The 19,235-nt window shown below is 65.6% G+C and carries 16 protein-coding genes and 1 pseudogene; 15 read left to right on the top strand and 2 right to left on the bottom strand.

Features of this window, described 5'->3' with window-relative positions; genetic code table 11:
• The 4 genes and pseudogenes from sucA to zapE all read left to right on the top strand — a co-directional run.
• Nucleotides 1-1,471 (top strand): annotated as a pseudogene (gene sucA, locus IV088_RS23640) (2-oxoglutarate dehydrogenase E1 component); the annotation flags it as partial.
• An 88-nt stretch (nucleotides 1,472-1,559) separates the two neighbouring features.
• The gene (gene odhB / locus IV088_RS23645; RefSeq protein WP_291106842.1) at nucleotides 1,560-2,825 is read left to right on the top strand and encodes a 2-oxoglutarate dehydrogenase complex dihydrolipoyllysine-residue succinyltransferase; all 1,266 of its coding nucleotides are present in this window, start codon (nucleotides 1,560-1,562) and stop codon (nucleotides 2,823-2,825) included.
• A gap of 63 nt (nucleotides 2,826-2,888) precedes the next feature.
• Entirely contained in the window at nucleotides 2,889-4,316 is a 1,428-nt protein-coding gene (gene lpdA, locus IV088_RS23650; RefSeq protein ID WP_291106844.1) for a dihydrolipoyl dehydrogenase, read from the top strand.
• A 13-nt stretch (nucleotides 4,317-4,329) separates the two neighbouring features.
• Nucleotides 4,330-5,427 carry a cell division protein ZapE gene (gene zapE / locus IV088_RS23655; RefSeq protein WP_291106846.1) on the top strand — a complete coding sequence of 366 codons (1,098 nt, stop codon included), beginning with the start codon at nucleotides 4,330-4,332 and terminating at the stop codon, nucleotides 5,425-5,427.
• 11 nt (nucleotides 5,428-5,438) lie between these two features.
• Here the strand turns inward: zapE and IV088_RS23660 are convergent, their stop codons facing one another.
• Nucleotides 5,439-6,197: a protein phosphatase 2C domain-containing protein gene (locus IV088_RS23660; protein WP_291106848.1), complete on the bottom strand. Its 759-nt coding sequence runs from the start codon at nucleotides 6,195-6,197 to the stop codon at nucleotides 5,439-5,441.
• Nucleotides 6,198-6,349: 152 nt separating this feature from the next.
• On the opposite strand from IV088_RS23660, the gene IV088_RS23665 reads away from it, so the two are divergent.
• Nucleotides 6,350-8,353, top strand: coding sequence for an ATP-dependent DNA helicase (locus IV088_RS23665; RefSeq protein WP_291106850.1), 2,004 nt, complete (start codon nucleotides 6,350-6,352; stop codon nucleotides 8,351-8,353).
• Here the strand turns inward: IV088_RS23665 and IV088_RS23670 are convergent.
• Nucleotides 8,325-9,110, bottom strand: a complete 786-nt coding sequence (locus tag IV088_RS23670; protein ID WP_291106852.1) for an outer membrane protein assembly factor BamD — start codon at nucleotides 9,108-9,110, stop codon at nucleotides 8,325-8,327. The genes IV088_RS23665 and IV088_RS23670 overlap by 29 nt on opposite strands.
• Nucleotides 9,111-9,167: 57 nt before the next feature.
• Between IV088_RS23670 and IV088_RS23675 the strand changes: the two genes are divergently transcribed.
• The 10 genes from IV088_RS23675 (at nucleotide 9,168) to IV088_RS23720 (ending at nucleotide 19,186) form a co-directional block, all read left to right on the top strand.
• The gene (locus tag IV088_RS23675) at nucleotides 9,168-10,196 is read left to right on the top strand and encodes an RluA family pseudouridine synthase (RefSeq protein ID WP_291106854.1); all 1,029 of its coding nucleotides are present in this window, start codon (nucleotides 9,168-9,170) and stop codon (nucleotides 10,194-10,196) included.
• Nucleotides 10,197-10,388: 192 nt separating this feature from the next.
• Nucleotides 10,389-11,096, top strand: coding sequence for an SMC-Scp complex subunit ScpB (scpB, locus tag IV088_RS23680; protein ID WP_291106856.1), 708 nt, complete (start codon nucleotides 10,389-10,391; stop codon nucleotides 11,094-11,096).
• Nucleotides 11,097-11,121: 25 nt separating this feature from the next.
• On the top strand, nucleotides 11,122-12,354 hold the full coding sequence (locus IV088_RS23685; protein WP_291106858.1) for a pseudouridine synthase: 1,233 nt from the start codon (nucleotides 11,122-11,124) through the stop codon (nucleotides 12,352-12,354).
• Between the two features lie 111 nt (nucleotides 12,355-12,465).
• On the top strand, nucleotides 12,466-12,891 hold the full coding sequence (ndk, locus tag IV088_RS23690) for a nucleoside-diphosphate kinase (protein ID WP_291106860.1): 426 nt from the start codon (nucleotides 12,466-12,468) through the stop codon (nucleotides 12,889-12,891).
• Between the two features lie 21 nt (nucleotides 12,892-12,912).
• Nucleotides 12,913-14,049: a 23S rRNA (adenine(2503)-C(2))-methyltransferase RlmN gene (gene rlmN / locus IV088_RS23695; RefSeq protein WP_291106862.1), complete on the top strand. Its 1,137-nt coding sequence runs from the start codon at nucleotides 12,913-12,915 to the stop codon at nucleotides 14,047-14,049.
• Nucleotides 14,046-14,930: a type IV pilus biogenesis/stability protein PilW gene (gene pilW, locus IV088_RS23700; RefSeq protein ID WP_291106864.1), complete on the top strand. Its 885-nt coding sequence runs from the start codon at nucleotides 14,046-14,048 to the stop codon at nucleotides 14,928-14,930. Before rlmN ends, pilW begins: the two co-directional genes overlap by 4 nt.
• Complete coding sequence (locus IV088_RS23705; RefSeq protein ID WP_291106866.1) at nucleotides 14,923-15,822, top strand: helix-turn-helix domain-containing protein; 900 nt, start codon at nucleotides 14,923-14,925, stop codon at nucleotides 15,820-15,822. Before pilW ends, IV088_RS23705 begins: the two co-directional genes overlap by 8 nt.
• Nucleotides 15,823-15,824: 2 nt before the next feature.
• A complete protein-coding gene (ispG, locus tag IV088_RS23710) occupies nucleotides 15,825-17,117 on the top strand; it encodes a flavodoxin-dependent (E)-4-hydroxy-3-methylbut-2-enyl-diphosphate synthase (protein ID WP_291106868.1) in 1,293 nt (430 codons plus the stop codon).
• 45 nt (nucleotides 17,118-17,162) lie between these two features.
• On the top strand, nucleotides 17,163-18,458 hold the full coding sequence (gene hisS / locus IV088_RS23715) for a histidine--tRNA ligase (RefSeq protein ID WP_291106870.1): 1,296 nt from the start codon (nucleotides 17,163-17,165) through the stop codon (nucleotides 18,456-18,458).
• 53 nt (nucleotides 18,459-18,511) lie between these two features.
• The gene (locus tag IV088_RS23720; RefSeq protein ID WP_291106872.1) at nucleotides 18,512-19,186 is read left to right on the top strand and encodes a tetratricopeptide repeat protein; all 675 of its coding nucleotides are present in this window, start codon (nucleotides 18,512-18,514) and stop codon (nucleotides 19,184-19,186) included.
• Nucleotides 19,187-19,235 lie beyond the last annotated feature (49 nt).

A 19,235-nucleotide genomic window follows, 5' to 3' on the forward strand; every position in this document is an offset into this window, starting at 1 on the left:
CCACAACGAGCAGGACACCCCGAGCCTGACCCAGCCGCTGATGTACAAGAAGATCGGTGCACACCCCGGCACGCGCAAGCTGTACGCTGACAAGCTGGCCGCGCAAGGCCTGGGCGAGACGCTCGGCGACGACATGGCCAAGGCCTACCGTGCCGCGCTCGACGCCGGCCGCCACACCGTGGACCCGGTGCTGACCAACTTCAAGAGCAAGTTCGCGGTGGACTGGTCGCCCTTCCTGGGCAAGAAGTGGACCGACGCCGGCGACACCGCCATCCCCATGGCCGAGTGGAAGCGCCTCTCGGACCGTCTCACCACCATCCCAGAGAGCGTGACCCCACACCAGTTGGTGAAGAAGGTGTACGCCGACCGTGCGGCCATGGGCCGTGGTGACATTCCGGTGGACTGGGGCATGGGCGAGCACATGGCCTTTGCCTCGCTGGTGGCCAGTGGTTTCCCGGTGCGCCTGTCGGGCGAAGACTGCGGCCGTGGCACGTTCACTCACCGCCACGCCGTGATCCACGACCAGAATCGCGAGAAGTGGAACGAAGGCACCTACACGCCGTTGCAGAACGTGGCCGACAACCAGGCGCCGTTCGTCGTGATCGACTCCATCCTGTCCGAAGAGGCGGTGCTGGGCTTCGAGTACGGCTATGCCTCGAACGACCCGAACACGCTCGTGATCTGGGAAGCCCAGTTCGGTGATTTCGCCAACGGTGCGCAGGTCGTGATCGACCAGTTCATCGCCTCCGGCGAGGTGAAGTGGGGCCGCGTCAACGGCATCACGCTGATGTTGCCGCACGGCTACGAAGGCCAGGGCCCCGAGCACAGCTCGGCCCGCCTGGAGCGCTTCATGCAGATGGCCGCCGACACCAACATGCAGCTGGTGCAGCCGACCACGGCCAGCCAGATCTTCCACGTTCTGCGCCGCCAGGTGATCCGCAACCTGCGCAAGCCGCTGATCATCTTCACGCCCAAGTCACTGCTGCGCAACAAGGATGCGACCTCGCCGCTGTCCGAGTTCACCAAGGGCGGTTTCCAGACCGTGATTCCGGAGCACGACGCCGATGTGGTGAAGAAGGCCGAGAAGGTCAAGCGCGTGATCTGCTGCTCGGGCAAGGTGTACTACGACCTGGTCAAGAAGCGCGAAGAGCGTGGCGACGACGACGTGGCCATCCTGCGCGTGGAGCAGCTGTACCCGTTCCCGCACAAGGTGTTCGGCGCCGAGCTCAAGAAGTACCCCAACGCCACCGACATCGTGTGGTGCCAGGACGAGCCGCAAAACCAGGGAGCGTGGTTCTTCGTGCAGCACTACATCCACGAGAACATGCTTGACGGGCAGAAGCTGGGTTATGCCGGCCGTGCCGCGTCGGCGTCGCCGGCCGTGGGTTATGCGCATCTGCACCAGGAGCAGCAGAAGACCCTGATCGAAGCCGCTTTCAGCAAGCTCAAGGGCTTCATCCTCACCAAGTAACTGTCGGCCCGTTGATCGGTTGGCCAAGCGCAGCGCGCCTGGCTGGCCCGACGCCCGACCCTGAACGCAATATCTCTAGGACAAGAACATGGCAATCGTAGAAGTCAAAGTTCCGCAGCTCTCCGAGTCCGTGGCCGAGGCCACCCTGCTGCAATGGAAAAAGAAGGTCGGTGACGCCGTCACCGCAGATGAAACCCTGATCGAGATCGAGACCGACAAGGTCGTGCTGGAATGCCCCGCACCGTCGTCGGGCGTGCTGGTCGAAATCCTCCAGGGCGATGGCGCCACGGTGGCCGCCGAGCAGCTGATCGCGCGCATCGACACCGCCGCGGTGGCAGGTGCTGCCACGCCTGCTGTCGCTGCGCCCGCTCCGGTGGCCGCCGCCGCGCCCATCGCCGCCCCCGCTGCGGCTGCCGCGGCGTCCACCAGCAAAGCCGGCGTGGCCATGCCCGCCGCCGCCAAGCTGATGGCCGACAACGGCATGGCCGCCGGCTCGGTGCCCGGCACCGGCAAGGACGGCCGCGTCACCAAGGGCGACGTGCTCGCCGCCGCGTCGGCACCCAAGGCCGCTGTCGCCGCCCCCGCTGCCATCCCCACCGGCGCACCGACCAAGGTGTTGCCGCAGGTGGCCACGGTCGCGCCCGACCTCGGCGACCGCCCTGAAGAGCGCGTGCCCATGACGCGTCTGCGTGCCCGCGTGGCCGAGCGCCTGCTGCAGTCGCAGGCCACCAACGCCATCCTGACCACGTTCAATGAAATCAACATGGCCCCGGTCATGGAGATGCGCAAGCGCATGCAGGAACGGTTCGAGAAGGAACACGGCGTGAAGCTGGGCTTCATGAGCTTCTTCGTGAAGGCCGCTGTGCACGCGCTCAAGAAGTTCCCGGTGCTGAACGCCTCGGTGGACGGCAACGACATCGTCTACCACGGCTACTTCGACATCGGTATCGCGGTGGGTTCGCCGCGCGGTCTGGTGGTGCCCATCCTGCGCAACGCCGACCAAATGAGCTTTGCCGAGATCGAGAAGAAGATCGCCGAGTTTGGCCAGAAAGCCAAAGACGGCAAGCTGGGCATGGACGACATGACCGGTGGCACGTTCTCCATTTCCAACGGCGGCACTTTCGGTTCGATGATGTCCACCCCCATCATCAACCCGCCGCAGTCGGCCATCCTGGGCGTGCACGCCACCAAGGACCGCGCCATGGTCGAAAACGGCCAGGTGGTGGTTCGCCCGATGAACTACTTCGCCATGTCCTACGACCACCGCATCATCGACGGCCGCGAAGCCGTGCTGGGCCTGGTGGCCATGAAGGAAGCGCTGGAAGACCCGGCCCGCCTCTTGTTCGACATCTGATCGAACAGCGAAATTGCAGACGCCCCTTCGGGGGCGTTTGTCCAACCCCATTCAGGAACAAACATGTCTCAAGCATTTGACGTCGTCGTGATCGGCGCCGGCCCCGGCGGCTACATCGCTGCCATCCGCGCGGCCCAGCTGGGTTTCAAGGTCGCGTGCATCGACGAGTGGAAAAACGCCGCTGGCGGCCCCGCCCCGGGCGGCACCTGCACCAACGTGGGCTGCATTCCCTCCAAGGCGCTGCTTCAGTCCAGCGAGCACTTCGAGCACGCCAACCACCACTTCGCCGATCACGGCATCAGCACCGGCAAGGTGACGATGGACGTGGCCAAGATGGTGGGCCGCAAGGACACCGTCGTGAAGCAGAACAACGACGGCATCCTCTACCTGTTCAAGAAGAACAAGGTCACGTTCTTCCACGGCCGGGGTTCGTTCGCCAAAGCTGCTGAAGGTGGTTACGAAGTCCAGGTGACGGGCGAGAAGCCTGAAACGCTGGTGGGCAAGCAGGTCATCGTGGCCACGGGCTCCAACGCCCGCGCGTTGCCCGGCACGCTGTTCGATGAAGACACCGTGCTGTCCAACGACGGCGCGCTGCGCATCGGCGCGGTGCCGAAGAAGCTGGTGCTGATCGGTTCTGGCGTGATCGGCCTGGAAATGGGCTCGGTCTGGCGCCGCCTGGGGTCCGACGTCACCATCCTCGAAGGCCTGCCGACCTTCCTGGGCGCGGTGGACGAGCAGATCGCCAAGGAAGCCAAGAAGGCCTTCGACAAGCAGGGGCTGAAGATCGAGCTCGGCGTGACCGTGGGCGAGATCAAGACCGGCAAGAAGGGCGTGAACGTCGCCTACACCAACGCCAAGGGCGAAGCCCTGACGCTGGACGCCGACAAGCTGATCGTCTCGATCGGCCGCGTGCCCAACACCATCGGCCTGAACGCCGAAGCCGTGGGCCTGGCGCTGGACGAGCGCGGCGCCATCATGGTGGACGCCGAGTGCAAAACCAACCTGCCGGGCGTCTGGGCGGTGGGCGACGTGGTGCGCGGCCCCATGCTGGCGCACAAGGCGGAAGAGGAGGGCGTGGCCGTGGCCGAGCGCATCGCCGGCCAGCACGGGCACGTCAACTTCAACACTATTCCCTGGGTCATCTACACCAGCCCCGAGATCGCCTGGGTCGGCCGCACCGAGCAGCAGCTCAAGGCGGATGGCGTGGCGTACAAGGCCGGCACCTTCCCGTTCCTGGCCAACGGCCGCGCACGCGCGCTGGGCGACACGACCGGCATGGTCAAGTTCCTGGCCGACGCGACCACGGACGAGATCCTGGGTGTGCACATCGTGGGTCCGATGGCCTCCGAACTGATCTCCGAGGCCGTGGTGGCGATGGAGTTCAAGGCCAGCGCCGAAGACATCGCCCGCATCTGCCACGCGCACCCGTCGCTGTCCGAGGCGACGAAGGAAGCCGCTCTGGCGGTGGACAAGCGAACCCTGAACTTCTGATCCGGGTTCGCCCTTGTCGGTCCGCAGCACCTACGAGGCCGCGCTCCAGGAGCGCGGCTACACCACCGACCCCGCCCAGCAGCGTGCCATCGACGCGCTGGAGCGGTGTGCCGCCGAATGGGCGACGTACAAGCAGCGCCGTTCCAATGCGCTGAAGAAGATGTTCGTCAAGCCGGAGATCCCGCGTGGCGTCTACATGTTCGGCGGGGTGGGGCGGGGCAAGAGCTTCCTGATGGACTGCTTCTACAACGCGGTTCCGATCCGGCGCAAGACGCGCCTGCACTTTCACGAGTTCATGCGCGAGGTGCACCGCGAACTGCGCGACCTGCAAGGCACGGTGAACCCGCTGGACGAGCTGGGTGCGCGCATGGCCAAGCGCTACAAGCTCATCTGCTTCGACGAGTTCCATGTGGCCGACGTGACCGACGCCATGATCCTGCACCGCCTGCTGGACGCGCTGTTCAAGGCCGGTGTGGGGTTCGTCACTACCTCCAACTTCCACCCCGATGGCCTGTACCCGGAGGGTCTGCACCGCGACCGAATCCTGCCCGCCATCGAGCTGCTGAAATCGCGGCTGGAGGTGCTCAGTGTGGACAACGGCACCGACTACCGCCAGCGCACGCTGACCCACATCCAGCTCTACCATTGCCCGCTGGGCCCTGCGGCCGATGCGGCCATGGAGCAAACGTTTGGCGAGCTGGCTGAAATGGCCGACCAGGACCCGGTGATGCACATCGAGGCGCGGCAGATCCGGGCACTGCGCCGCGCGGGTGGCGTGATCTGGTTCGACTTCCGCACGCTCTGCGGCGGTCCACGCTCGCAAAACGACTACCTGGAAATTGCCACCCAGTTCCACACGCTGATGTTGTCCAACGTGCCGCAGATGGCGGTGCGGCAGGCTTCGGAGGCGCGGCGCTTTACCTGGCTCATCGATGTGCTGTATGACCGGCGTGTCAAGCTGGTGATGTCGGCGGCGGTACCACCGGATCAGCTGTACACCGAAGGTCCGATGTCGCACGAATTTCCCCGCACGGTCTCTCGGCTCACCGAAATGCAATCGGCGGAGTTCCTGGCGCTGGAGCACCGGCAGGTGGACACTGGCCTGACCTGATCCCGGGGTGGTCAGGTCAGGGGTTCGAGCTTGACGATGGTGATGGACAGGTTGTCGCCCATGCCTTTGGCCCGCGAGCGGGCCTTCTGGATCAGGAACTCACACGCTTCGCGGGGCGAGAGCATCGCGATGGTGCTCGCCAGTTCTTCCGGTGTGAAGTAGTGCCAGACGCCGTCGCTGCAGGCCATGATCGCGTCGCCGGGGCTCAGTTGCTGGACCACATGGATGTCCACCGGCGGGTCGTTGTCGGTGCCCAGGCAACCCATGAGGATGTTGGAGTGCGGGTGATCGAGCGCCTCTTCTTCCGTGATCTCGCCCTGGTTCACCAGGGTCTGCACATAAGAGTGGTCCATGGTGCGGAACACCAGCGCGCCGTTGCGGAAGTGGTAGATGCGCGAGTCGCCAGCGTGTATCCAGTGGCTGCTGCCACCCGGGTTGATGAGGAAGGCCGAAATGGTGCTGTGCGGTTCCTGTTCGGCCGACACCGCGGTCAGCTTGATCACCAGGTGTGACTCTTCCACGATCTGTCGCAGCAGCGACGAGGCGTCGTCGGTCTCCGGGTCGTAGCGTTCGAACAGCTGGCGCGAGGTCAGCATCACCTGGTCGGAGGCCTTGCGACCGCCACTGCGTCCCCCCATCCCGTCGGCCACCACGGCCAGCAGGCAAGCGCTTTCGCGGGGATGGTGCAGCAGGCACACCTGATCCTGCTGGTAGTCTCGGTCACCCCGGTGAATGCCGGTGGACGCGTGAATGCGATAGCCTTTGGACATGGGAATTCGTTGTGAGAATGAAGCAGTATGCCGGTGACGTGTCGGATGGTAACCACTAAATTCTGTGCCGGATTGGCTTGTCACCAAAACCGAACACATCGGCGCCGGGTCACCCAAACCGTGGTGCCAGGCGAGAGCGGCAGGAGCCCCGGGTGACCTCGGTCACCGACCGGGTCTCTCAAACGCTGTCGGCCCATGGCCCGCTGGCGGCGTCACCCGGCTTTGTGTACCGCGAGGCGCAGGTCACGATGGCGGCGGCGGTGGCCGACGCCATCGATGGTGGGCGCTTGTTGGCGGTGGAGGCGGGCACCGGCGTTGGCAAGACGCTGGCCTACCTGGTGCCGCTGTTGCTCAGCGGCCGGCGCGCGCTCTTGTCCACCGCCACCCAGGCCCTGCAGGAACAGCTGTTTGCACGGGACATTCCCGCGCTGACACAGACATTGGGCATGCCGGTTCGTGTGGCCATGCTCAAGGGGCGATCCAGCTACCTGTGTGTGCACCGTCTCGCCCAGGCGGTCGACGTGCCATCGCGCGGGATCGACCCCGCGCAGGCCTCGCGGCTGGATCAGCTGCGGCAATGGGCGGGGCAGACGCAGCGCGGCGATCTGGCCGAACTGCCGTGGCTGGACGAGCGCTCGGCCTTGCGTCCCCAGATCACTTCGACCCGCGACAACTGTTTGCGCGACACCTGCCCCCGACGGGAGGGGTGTCACGTGAACCGCGCAAGACACGAGGCGTTGCAGGCGCATTGGGTGGTCATCAATCACCACCTGTTTTTCTCCAGCCTGCACGGTGAAGGCGCCTGGCTCGGCGGCCTCCTGGAACGTGCCGAGGTGGTGGTGTTTGACGAGGCCCACCGCTTGAACGCGACCGGCGTCGAGCTCATGGCCGAGTCGGTGGGCAGCGGGTCGTTGCGCGCGCTCGCTCGGGACGTGTTGAATCTGGCCCCACGGTGGGCGAGCGGCCAGCGCGCCTGGGCGCACCTGGCGCTGGTGCTGGACCAGGCGGCGGGCACGCCACCCCCGTGCCCAACCGGCCGACACCGCTGGCTGAGCGCACCAAAGGACGAACGCTGGTCGGCATGGATCATGACCGTGACCCGGGCCTTGCGTGCCGTGGTGTCCGCGCTGCAGGCGACCGCGGGCGCGGCGGCCGAGATGGATGGACTGCACCGCCAGGCGCACGATCTGTGGACGGGGTGGGGCCAGCTGATCCGGTCCGGCAACGCCGTTGAAGACGCCACCACCGTGATGTGGCTGGACGCGGGCGCGGCGGGCTGGGCGCTGGTGCGAGCGTCGATCGACGCGTCCCGGCACATCGGTGACGCGCTCGAACTGGCCGGCACGGGACGAAGCTGGGTGTTCACGTCCGCCACGCTGGGCACCGAAGACACCCTGGCCTGGTTCACGGAACCGCTGGGCCTGCGGCATCACCCGCTCATGCGCACGCTGCGGGTGCCCAGCCCGTTCGATCATGCTCGGCAACTGGCCCTGCACGTGCCGGACGATCTGCCGGAGCCGGCCGACCCCCGCCACACGCCCGTGTTGGCCCAGGCAGTCGCGCGCTGGGCCACTCGGCTCGGCGGACACACCCTCGTGCTGACCACCACGCTGCGGGCCTCGGCCCGACTGACGGAGGCCTTGCAGCAGATGGTGGGTGACGGGGAGCGCGAACCGCTGCAATTGTTGTGCGAAGGGCAGATGTCGAGGCGCGCACTGCTGGCCCGGTTTCGGGTCGCCGGACGCGGGGAGGGGGCCGGCGCGGTGCTGGTGGCCTCGATGGCCTTCTGGGAAGGCGTGGACCTGGCTGGCCAGGTGCTGCAGTTGCTGGTGATCGACAAGCTGCCGTTTCCGCCACCCGACGATCCGCTGGTCGCGGCCCGCGCCCGCCAGCATGAGGCCGAGGGGCGAAGCGCCTTCCGCTACAGCTACCTGCCCCAGGCGGCTCTGGCCCTCAAACAGGGTGCGGGGCGTTTGATCCGCAGTGAAACCGATCAGGGGGTGTTGGTCGTGGCCGACCGACGGCTGCTCACGCGCTCATACGGCAACGACCTGCTGGACGCCCTGCCGCCCATGCGCCGCCTCCTGGACGAGGCGGAACTGCTGGAGGAGCTCGATCAGCTGGCGCTCACCAGAGTTTCCACCAAGGGCTGCTGACGCCGGAGCCTGAGCCGCCACCGCCCAGAAAGCTGCTTTTGGGGAAGTTGGTTTGAAGCACCCGGCGGGCATCGTCGCGCAGCTGGGTCATGCCCAGGGCGTCGTAGCTCCGCACCAGAATGACCAGCGCCTCTTCCATGGCCGGCGTGTTGGCGTAGTCGCTCACCGCGGTCTGGGCACGGTTGATCGCTGCCAGGTAGGCGCCGCGACCAAAGTAGTAGCGCGCCACATGCACCTCGTACTGCGCCAGCGAATTGACGATGTAGGTCATGCGGGCGCGGGCATCGGGCGCGTAGCGCGAATCTGGAAACCGGGTCACGACTTCGCGCAGCGACTCAAACGACTCTTTCGCGGCCTTCTGGTCGCGCTCGGACAGGTCTTGCTGCGCCAGCGATCCGAAAAGGCCGAGGTTTTCGTTGAAGTTGACCAGGCCCTTCAGGTACAGCGCATAGTCCAGCGCTGGGCTGGCCGGGTGCAGGCGCAGAAACCGCTCGATGGTGGCGAGTGCCTGGGCCTGTTCGCCACCCTTGTACTGGGTGTAGGCCTTGTCGAGCTGGGCCTGCTGGGCCAGGGGGGTGCCAGCGGCACGGCCTTCAAGCTTTTCGTACAGGCCGATGGCCTTCTCGAAGTTGCCTGCTTCACGCTCGTCGCTGGCTTCGCTGTAGATCTTGCTGGGACTCCAGTCCGTGGTCGGATCCACGGGGGTGCTGCTGCAACCCGCGACGACCAGCACCGTGGTCAGTGTGCAGAACGACACCGCCGATAATCTCGAACAAAGCTTCACACGCACACCTTCACAACAGGAACACAGGTCTTGGCAGCTGAAATTATATCGAGGGGGGGTGCAACCGACCTGGGCATCTCCGAGGGGGAGGGCGATGCCGACGACAGCCTGACGGTGGTCGAGGTTCGGGATTGCGAGGTGCCCGTGTCCATGCACGGCTGGCGGCTCGACCGTGCCCTTGCAGCACTGATCCCGGAATTCTCCCGTTCGTATCTTCAGCAGCTCATGGTCGACGGCGCCGTCGTGTGGCGCGGAGCCCCTGCGCTCAAGCCGTCGGCGAAGGTGTCGGTGGGGGACCTTTTGCAGGTGGAGCTGCGCCCGACGCAGCAAACCATGGCGTTCGTGGCGCAGCCCATGGCGCTGGAGGTGGTGTTCGAAGACGCGGACCTGTTGGTCATTCACAAGCCCGCGGGTCTTGTGGTACACCCGGCCGCCGGTCACTGGAGTGGCACCCTGCTCAACGGGTTGCTGGCGCATCACGCGGGTGCCTCCGCGCTGCCGCGGGCCGGCATCGTCCACCGGCTCGACAAGGACACTTCGGGCCTGATGCTCGTGGGCAAGAGCCGCCTGGCCGTGGAGGCACTGGTGCGCGCCATTGCAGCCCGTGAGGTGCATCGCGAATACCTGGCACTGGCGCAGGGTCGCTGGAAGGGGGTGGCTGAGCTGGACGTGGAGCAGTCGGTGGGTCGTGATCCCCACAACCGCCTGCGCATGGCCGTGCTGCGGCCCGAGACCACGGGTGCGAAGACCGCCCGCACGTCGATCCGCCTGCTTGACGGCAATGAACAGGCCTGCCTGGTGGCCTGCAAGCTGCACACCGGGCGAACCCACCAGATCCGCGTGCACCTGACCTGGCTCGGTCATCCGCTGATGGGCGATGCGGTGTACGGCGGGCGCCCCTTGTTCGGCATGGAGCGCCAGGCCTTGCACGCCGCCCGGCTGCGGCTGGCCCACCCGGTGTCGGGTGCCCCGCTCGCCTTCGCCTGCGAACCACCCGCTGATTTGGGCCAGGCCATCGCTGAGGCCGGGCTCCATTACAATCCGGGGCAGCTGGGGTGACTTGATCCCGGCGTCCTGCGGCCCGCCATCGGGTCCCCTTGCGATTTCTGATCGTTCCCACAGCCCACCCGGATGGTCCGTTGCGACCCATCCCGTGCTGCTGTTGTCCGCCACGGGCCTGATGAAGCCCCGCAGACTTTGCACGCAACTTCTTGCCCCCTGACCGACAACCGGTTTTTTTAGGCACCAGCGATGAACACCACGGATGCCAAGCGCGTCCTTGAGACGGCCTTGATTTGCGCACCCCAACCGCTTTCCGTGAGAGAGCTGGGGGTGTTGTTTGACATGGAGGTCGCCCCGGACACGATCAAGACCCTGCTGACCGATCTCCAGACCGAGTGGACCGGGCGCGGCGTCGAGCTGGTGCAGGTGGCCACGGGCTGGCGTTTTCAGAGCCGGCCTGAACTGCGCGCATTTCTGGACCGCTTGCATCCTGAGAAGCCGCCCAGGTACACGCGCGCCGCGATGGAAACCCTGGCCATCATCGCCTACCGCCAACCGGTCACCCGTGGCGACATGGAGGACATCCGGGGCGTGACGATCAATTCCCTGATCATCAAACAGCTGGAAGACCGCGGCTGGGTGGAGGTGATCGGGCACCGCGAAACGGTGGGGCGGCCGGCGCTGTTTGCCACCACGCGCCAGTTTCTCGACGATCTCGGCCTTTCTTCCCTGGACCAGCTGCCCCCACTGGACGGCAGTGAGGTGCAGGAATCGGCCCTCGGTCGTCTCGACTTTGAATCGCTCTCCAGCGGGCTGGCCGAGCCAGCCGCTGAAGATCTTCCATCCGCGGGTGAAGACACCCCCGACACCGCCGGCGAACCGGCGATCCCCGTCCCGACCCGGGACGAACCACAGGACGACCATGAAACCGGCGCAACCCCCTCACAACCCGATTGAACCGTCAGGCAGCGACGCTGGCGCCATGCCCGTCGAGCCCACCACGGATTCCACACCCAAGACCGCTGCGATCCCGGCGTCCACTCAGCCGCAGGCCTTGCGTTTTGACGACGTGGTCAGTGGTGTGTTTGACGCCGAACAAGAGCAGGAGCTGCCCTTGCCGACCAAGCGTGTGCTGCAGCCCGAGGCCGATTCGCCCAAGCTGCACAAGGTGCTTGCGCAGGCCGGCATGGGCTCTCGGCTGGAAATGGAGCAACTGATCCTGGAGGGGCGCATCTCGGTCAATGGCGAGCCGGCCCACATCGGTCAGCGCATCCAGTTCGGCGACAACATCAAGGTCAATGGCAAGCCGGTGCGCGTGCGCATCGCGCCGCCGCCGCCTCGCGTGCTGGCCTATCACAAGCCCGCGGGCGAGGTGGTGTCGCACGACGACCCGCAAAACCGGCCCACGGTGTTTCGCCGCCTGCCGCGCCTCTACCAGGGCAAGTGGCAGTCGGTGGGGCGCCTGGACCTTAACACCGAAGGCCTGCTGCTGCTCACCGACTCGGGTGAGCTCGCCAACCGGCTGATGCACCCGCGATTTGGTCTGCAGCGCGAGTACGCGGTGCGGGTGCTGGGAGCCCTGTCCAACGACGAAAAGCAGCGCTTGCTCGACGGCGTGCGGCTGGACGATGGCGAGGCCCGTTTCGACAGCATCGAAGACGGCGGGGGCGAGGGCGCCAACTGCTGGTACCGCGTGACCATCGGCGAAGGCCGCAACCGGGAGGTGCGGCGCATGCTCGAAGCCGTGGGTCACGCCGTGAGCCGTTTGATCCGCATCCGCTATGGCGCCATGATGCTGCCGCGAGGACTCAAGCGTGGTGTCTGGCTGGAGCTGGATCAAGGCGACATCGACCGCCTGACGGTGGCCGCCGGTGTCTACCAGCGAACCGAGCGGCCGGCTGGCCGTGTTGCCCCGGGGCGTGGCAAGAAGCAGGGGCCGCAGGGTGGGCGCAACTACGGCAACCCCGCGGGCAGCCGGGGCGATGCGCCCGCCGTGCGCCGCGGCAGCATGTTCGATACGCCCTCGAACAAGGGCAAGGGTGGCAAAGGGCTGGGCGCAGGCGGTGGCCAGCCCGACCCCTTGAAAACCTCCCTTGGCTACATCGGCCAGGACGCCTTGCAGCGCCAGCGCGAACAAGGCACCGGCCGTGGCGGTCCCAGCGGTGGTCGCCGCCGGGGTGGCAGCGGAGGCGGTGGCCGTTCCGGTGGCCGCTGACCGCGTTGTTGCTCCCCGCGCGCGGCGGTGTTTTTGCTCCGGGCAATGTAGAATCAAAGGCTTTGCCACCCGCGCAAGAATCGTTTTTATTCCATAAATTCAAGGATCATCATGGCCATCGAACGCACCCTCTCCATCATCAAGCCTGACGCCGTCGCCAAGAACGTCATCGGCCAGATCTACGCCCGTTTTGAAGCCGCCGGCCTGAAGGTGGTGGCCGCTCGCATGGCGCACCTGTCCCGCGGCGAAGCAGAGCAGTTCTACGCGGTTCACAAAGCCCGTCCTTTCTTCAAGGACCTCGTGGATTTCATGATTTCCGGTCCTGTGATGATCCAGGCACTGGAAGGCGAAGGCGCCATCCTCAAGAACCGTGACCTGATGGGCGCCACCGACCCCAAGAAGGCCGACGCCGGCACCATCCGCGCAGACTTCGCCGACAGCATCGACGCCAACGCCGTGCACGGCTCCGACGCTCCTGAAACCGCCGCTGTGGAAATTGCTTTCTTCTTTCCCGGCATGAATGTTTACTCGCGCTGATCGGCACGGGTCCTCCATGTCATGACGGTCAACCTCCTCGACTTCGATCTTGAGGGCCTGACCGCCTTTTGCGAGCAGCTGGGCGAAAAGCGCTTTCGCGCCGTCCAGCTGTTTCGCTGGATTCACCAGAGAGGCGCTTCGCACTTTGACGAGATGAGCGATCTCGCCAAGAGCCTTCGCGAAAAACTGCCCTCGGTCTGCACCATCACGGGCTTGCAGGTGCTCTCCCGCCAAGACTCCGCCGACGGCACGATCAAGTGGCTGTTCGACGTGGGTGGTGGCAACGCGGTGGAAACCGTGTTCATCCCCGAAGATGACCGTGGCACGCTCTGCATTTCCTCGCAAGCGGGCTGCGCTGTGGGGTGCCGTTTCTGCTCCACTGGACATCAGGGTTTTTCGCGCAACCTCACCACGGGTGAGATCGTGGCGCAGTTGTGGCACGCCGAATTTTTCCTGCGTCAGCACCTGAAGTCGTCCGAGCGCGTCATCTCCAATGTGGTGATGATGGGCATGGGTGAGCCGCTGCAGAATTACAGCGCTCTGGTGCCGGCGTTGCGTGTGATGCTGGACGACCATGGCTATGGCCTGTCGCGTCGGCGGGTGACCGTCTCGACCTCGGGTGTCGTGCCCATGATCGACCGGCTGGCCGCCGACGTGCCGGTGGCCCTGGCGGTCTCGCTGCATGCACCCAACGATGCGCTGCGCGACTCGCTGGTGCCGCTGAATCGAAAATACCCGTTGTCGGAGCTGCTGGACGCGTGCCTGCGTTACCTGCCGGCGGCACCGCGTGACTTCATCACTTTCGAATACTGCATGCTGGACGGGGTCAACGACCAGCCCGAACACGCCGCGCAGCTGCTGGCATTGATCAAAGGCCATGGCGGCAAGGGTGTTCCCTGCAAAATCAACCTGATACCCTTCAACCCGTTTCCGGACTCGGGCCTGAAATGTTCACCCCGATCCGTGGTCCAGGCCTTCGGGCAGGTCCTCATCGCGGGGGGGGTCGTGACGACCGTGCGCAAGACGCGCGGGGATGACATCGATGCAGCCTGCGGGCAGCTCGCCGGCGACGTGATGGACCGCACCCAGGTGGCCAAGCGGCGAGCCGCGGTACAGCCGATCCGCTTTTTGAAGTCTGCCAAGGATAAACAGGAATGACACACGCCACCCCCGTCCGCTTCAAGATCAAACCGGGTCGTCGGACCCGTCCTGATGGTGCGCCTCTGATGGGTCTTTCCGTGGAGGTCCGGTGGTCGCTGCTGCTGCTCCTCGCTGTGTTGTTGTCGGTGCTGTCGGCTTGCGCGAGCGGTCCTGGGGCTTCGACCTCCAACACGGCGCAACCGCTCACCGAGTCCGACGAACCCGAGGCGCAAAAGCGAGCCCGCATTCGCCTTGAGCTGGCGACCGGCTACTTCGAGCAGGGCCAGACGTCGGTGGCGCTCGATGAAATCAAGCAGTCGCTGGCCGCGTTCCCCGGTTACGGCCCTGCTTACGTGCTTCGCGGGCTGGTCTACATGCGGATGAACGAGCCAGGTCAGGCCGAAGACAGTTTCCGGCGCGCCCTGCAGATCAACGAGCGCGACCCCGATGCGTTGCACAACTACGGCTGGTTTGTTTGCCAACAGGGTCGCCATGCCGAAGCCGTGCAGCTGTTTGCCCGCGCGCTGACCAGTCCGGTATACGGTGGACAGGCCAAGACGCTCATGGCCAAGGGCGTGTGCCAGACCCGAATGGGCCAGTTCGCCGAGGCCGAAGCCAGTTTTGCCCGCTCTTACGAGCTGGACGCGGCCAATCCCATCACCGGCTACAACCTCGCTTCACTGCTGTACAAGCGGGGCGACGACAAGCGCGCGCAGTTTTACATCCGTCGCCTGAACAATTCCGAGCTGGCCAATGCGGAGTCCCTTTGGCTGGGCATCAAGGTCGAACGTCGCATGAACAACCCGCAGGCGGCCGACCAGCTCGCGCAGCAGTTGCTGCGCCGTTTCCCCCGCTCGCCGGAGTACGCGTCCTATCAACGGGGAGCGTTCAATGAGTGAATCGGTGGTGCCAGATGCAGCGGCTGAAGCGGCCTGGACCCGGCCTGAGCGCTTGCGCCAGTCGCGTGAAGCGGCAGGGTTGCACATCGCGGCCATGGCGGCCGCGCTGAAGGTGCCCGTCAAGAAGCTGGAAGCACTGGAAGCCGGGCGCTATGAGGAACTGCCAGACATGACGTTCGCGCGGGCACTGGCCTCCAGCGCCTGCCGACAGCTCAAGATCGATCCTGCGCCTGTTCTGGAACAGATCCCCTCAGGGCGCACACCGATGCTGGGAGACTCGTCGCACGCCATCAACGCACCTTTCAGATCGCCCCGGGGATCGTCGCTGTCTCTGCAGCCCTCGGAATGGTTGCGGCGTCCGGCGGTGCTGGTGGCCGGTGCGCTGTTGATTGCCGCAGCGGGGCTGATGTACATGCCCGACTGGTTGCCCATGGTGGACGCCGTCTCGGGCTCGGTGACCCGGCTGTCTGACACCGCTGGGGCGCCCGCCCCGGAAAACAAGACGTCGACCACGGAAATGGTGCCTCCGCCACTGGTGGTCGTGCCGGCCACCACCGATGCGCCCGTGGCGCTGGCGCCCCCACCCTCGGTGGTGGCGCCCAGCGCCGACGCGCCCGTGAACGCCGCAGATGCAGATGCGGATGCAGGTGCTGGTGCTGGACTCTTGAGCATCAAGGCCAGCGGTGATTCCTGGGTCGAGGTGGTGGATGGCCGAGGCGCGTCCCAGGTACAGCGCATGCTCAAAACGGGCGACGTTCTCAACTTCTCGACCACACCGCCCTATTCGGTGGTGCTGGGCCGGGCCGACGCGGTCGAGGTCACCGTTCGTGGGCAGGCCTTTGATGTCATGCCCTACGCGCGCAACAGCGTGGCACGGTTCCAGGTGAAATGAACATGCCGTCAGATCGCATCCTCGTGGGGTCTCAGGTTGACCTGAACGGTCCCATCACGATCAGTGTCCCACGTGTTCGCCAGAGCCGTCCCGGCGTGGTGGCCTGGCAATCGCACCGTGTCACGGTCGGCGGCGGTGCGCCCGTGCGCGTGCAGTCCATGACCAACACGGACACCGCCGACGCGATCGGTACCGCCATTCAGGTCAAGGAACTCGCCCAGGCGGGCTCCGAGCTGGTCCGCATCACCGTGAACAACGATGAAGCCGCCAAGGCGGTGCCGCACATCCGCGAGCAGCTCGACCGCATGGGCATCCACGTCCCGCTGATCGGCGATTTCCACTACAACGGCCACCGTTTGTTGACCGACCATCCGGCCTGTGCCGAAGCACTGTCCAAGTACCGGATCAACCCCGGGAACGTCGGTCGTGGGGACAAGGGTGACCGCCAGTTTGCCCAGATGGTCGAGATCGCGGCACGCTGGGACAAGGCCATCCGCATTGGCGTGAACTGGGGCAGTCTTGACCAGGATCTGCTGGCGCGGCTGATGGACGCCAATTCACAGCGGTCCGAGCCCTGGGACGCGCGCCAGGTCATGTACGAGGCGCTCATCACGTCGGCGCTGGATTCTGCCCGGCGGGCCGAAGAGATTGGCCTGAACCCGAACAACATCATGCTGTCGTGCAAGGTCAGCGGCGTGCAAGACCTGATCGCGGTTTACCAGGCGCTGGCCCAGCGCACTGACCATGTGCTGCACCTGGGTTTGACCGAGGCCGGCATGGGGACCAAAGGGGCGGTGGCGTCGGCGTCGGCGCTGGCCGTGTTGCTGCAGCAGGGCATTGGCGACACCATCCGCGTGTCGCTCACGCCGCAACCCGGCGAGGCACGGACCCAGGAGGTGCTGATCGCTTCCGAAATCCTGCAGGCGCTGGGTCTGCGGGCCTTTGTGCCCAGTGTGACGGCGTGTCCGGGCTGTGGTCGCACCACCAGCACCACGTTTCAGGAGCTGGCCAAGCAGATCGACGATTACCTGCGCAGTTCCATGCCCGCATGGCGCGAGCGTTACCCCGGTGTCGAGAACATGAAGGTGGCGGTCATGGGCTGCATCGTCAATGGCCCCGGTGAGAGCAAGCACGCCGACATCGGCATCAGCCTTCCCGGCACGGGCGAGGCCCCTGCGGCACCGGTGTTCATCGACGGCCAGAAGGCGCTGACCTTGCGGGGCGATCGCATCGCTGCCGAGTTCCAGACGGTCGTTGAAAACTACATTGAAAAGAGGTTTGGCGTCACGGCCTGACCCCCGGCGCAGCGATGAGGCTGCGCCTTCACCTGACAAGCACCCATGGCAGAGAAACTGAGCGCCGTCAAAGGCATGAACGACATTGCACCTCCCGTGTCAGCGCACTGGGAGTGGCTGGAAGAGACCCTGCGCGCGCTGATGTGCCGCTATGGCTACCGCAACGTGCGCACGCCGATCGTCGAACCCACGGCCTTGTTCGTTCGTGGTCTGGGCGAAGTGACCGACATCGTCGAGAAGGAGATGTACTCCTTCGAAGACCGTCTCAATGGCGAACAGCTGACACTGCGCCCTGAAAATACGGCAGGTGTCGTGCGCGCGGCGGTGGAGCATTCCATGTTGTACGACGGCGGCAAGCGCCTGTACTACATGGGCCCGATGTTTCGCCACGAGCGCCCGCAACGCGGGCGCTACCGCCAGTTCCACCAATTCGGTGCCGAGGCCCTGGGCTTTGCCGGGCCGGACGTGGACGCCGAGCTGATCGTGCTGGCCTGCGACCTCTGGGCCGAGCTGGGCCTCGAAGGCATCGAGCTGGAAATCAACAGCCTGGGCCAGCCGGCCGAGCGACAGGCGCACCGCGCGGCGCTGATCAGTTACCTGGAAGGTCATGCCGACCTGCTGGACGAAGACGCCAGGCGCCGTCTGCACAGCAACCCGCTGCGCATCCTGGACACGAAAAACCCCGCCATGCAGGCGATGGTGAACGGTGCGCCGCACCTCATGGCCTTTTTGGGACCAGAGTCGCTGGATCACTTCAATCGCCTGCGGGCACTGCTGGATGCGCAGGGCATCACCTACCGCATCAACCCGCGCCTGGTGCGTGGCATGGACTACTACAACCTGTCGGTGTTCGAGTTCGTCACCAGCCAGCTTGGCTCGCAGGGCACGGTGTGTGCCGGGGGGCGCTACGACGGCCTGTTTGAACAGATTGGTGGCAAGGCCGCACCGGCGGTGGGCTGGGCCCTGGGCATGGAGCGCATCCTGGAGTTGCTGAAAGAGCAGGGCCGTCTGCCTGAGCCGGTGGTACCCGACGCCTACGCCGTGGTGCCGGACGTGACGGCCCTGCCGGTGGCAATGCGGCTGCTGCGCGAGCTGCGTCATCAAGGGGTGAGCGTCACCATGCATGCCGGTGGCGCTGATGGCATGGGCAGCATGAAGTCGCAGTTCAAAAAGGCCGATGCCAGTGGCGCGCGTCATGCCCTGGTGTTCGGCGCGCAGGAGCTGGAGCAAGGCATGGTGGCGGTCAAGCCGTTGCGCGGCGCCCGCGACGGCGACGTGGGGCAGCAGCTCCAACCGCTGAACAATGCCTCCGCCTGGGGCGCCTCGCTGCGTGCCGCCTGAGGCTCTCCGGACCCACCACCTACAATTGACCGAAGCAATCTCCCCGGACACCCATGGCGAAACATCTCGATCTTGAAGAGCAGGAACAACTCGACCAGCTCAAACACTTCTGGGCCCAGTACGGGAACCTCATCACCTGGTTGCTGATCGCGGTGCTCGGCGGATTCGCCGCCTGGAACGGATGGAACTACTGGCAGCGCACCCAGGCCACCAAGGCAGCGGCCCTGTTCGACGAAATCGAGCGCGCATCCAGTGCCAAGGAGTCCGAAAAAATCGAGCGCGCGCTGGCTGACATGAAGGACCGCTTCGGGGGCACCAGCTATGCCGCTCAAGGTGCCTTGCTGGCCGCCAGGAGCCTGTTTGAGGCGGGCAAGCCCGATGGCGCCAAAGCGGCGCTGGCCTGGGTGGCGGAGAAGTCCACCGATGAGTCCCTCCAGGCCGTGGCGCGTCTGCGACTTGCGGGTGTGCACCTCGAAGCCAAGGCCTTTGACGAGGCGCTGAAGGTGCTTGAGGCCCCCATGCCGAAGGCTTACGAGCCGCTGGCCGCCGATCGCCGTGGCGATGTGCTCATGGCTCAGGGCAAAGGCGACGATGCAAAGGCCCAGTACCAGAAGGCCTGGGACGGGTTGAGCAACCGCAATGAGTATCGGCAACTTGTGCAAGTGAAACTGGCGGCGCTGGGTGTGGACGTGTCCCCTGCGCCTGTCTCTACCGAGGCGGCGCGTTGAGCGCCATGATCAAAATGATCCAGTTTGGCCATGTGCGCGTGATGGGTGG

This window comes from Hydrogenophaga sp., from assembly GCF_018780075.1.
GTDB lineage: Bacteria > Pseudomonadota > Gammaproteobacteria > Burkholderiales > Burkholderiaceae_C > Hydrogenophaga.